At 35.2% G+C, this 1,015-nt stretch carries 1 protein-coding gene; it reads right to left on the reverse strand.

The features are described from left to right. Positions 1-996, reverse strand: a 996-nt coding sequence (locus C6988_RS10845; RefSeq protein ID WP_255464488.1) for a phosphohexomutase domain-containing protein, incomplete at its 3' end; no start/stop codon positions are given. Positions 997-1,015: the final 19 nt, after the last annotated feature.

Consider the following 1,015-nt stretch of genomic DNA (forward strand, 5'->3'; position numbering starts at 1 on the left):
CTTATCTTTTGTTGTAAAAGATGGAGGAAGTTCTTCTATTTTTTGAGAAAGAGTCTTTTTTGTGGATGCAAGTAAATCTAAAACCAAAGCCAAAGTCATTGCACCATCTCTTACTTGATTATGTTTTCCATACATAAAACCCCCATTTTCCTCAAATCCAATTAAAGCATTAATTGGAACCATTTTCCGTGAGACTTCAACGCTGCCTACCTTAGTCCTAACTACTTTGGAATTGGATTGTTTAGCTAAATGTTCTATCGATGAACCTGAATTAAGACATGTTACAACAGTGGAGTTTGGATTTTTTTCTAAGATGAATTTTGTTAATAGTAATGCAGATTTATCACCAGTTAGAATTTTTCCATTCTCATCGCAAAAAAGACTCCTATCACCATCACCATCAAATGCCACACCAATATCTGCATTAGAATCCAGAACAGTTTGAGATAGTTTATCTAAATTCTCAGGAGTAGGTTCTGAACCTCTCCCAGGAAATGTAGAATCAATTTTTTCATTGATTGTAATGGTTTTGCATCCTAATTCCTTAGATAATTCTGGTGCAGTAATTGCCTGAGCACCGTTTCCAACATCAAGTACAACTATGAATTTTTTTTCTTTAATTGCAGAAGTATTAACTTGGGATTTGATTCCTTCAAAATATGTAGAAATTACTCTATCATCGCTTCCCGTAGTACCCCATTTGCCTGAAGAGTTGTTCCATGCTTTTGTAAAGTAGATATCCTCAATTTTTGCTTCATCCTCACGAGAAATCTCCACCCCATCTGATGCTGCGGGTTTAATTCCATTGTATTGAGGTGGATTATGAGATGCAGTAATCATTATGCCACCTTTGTATCCTAGTTTCTTTGTTGCATACTCTAAACAAGGAGTAGGAACTAATCCTGCGAGATTACAATCAATCCCAACAAAATTAAGAGTAGAGCATATTGTTTTTGCAATTACAATACTTGAATCTCGTCCATCATATCCAATCAAAATTGGTCCATCCTTAAAG

The organism is Nitrosopumilus sp. b1, assembly GCF_014078545.1.
Classification (GTDB): domain Archaea; phylum Thermoproteota; class Nitrososphaeria; order Nitrososphaerales; family Nitrosopumilaceae; genus PXYB01.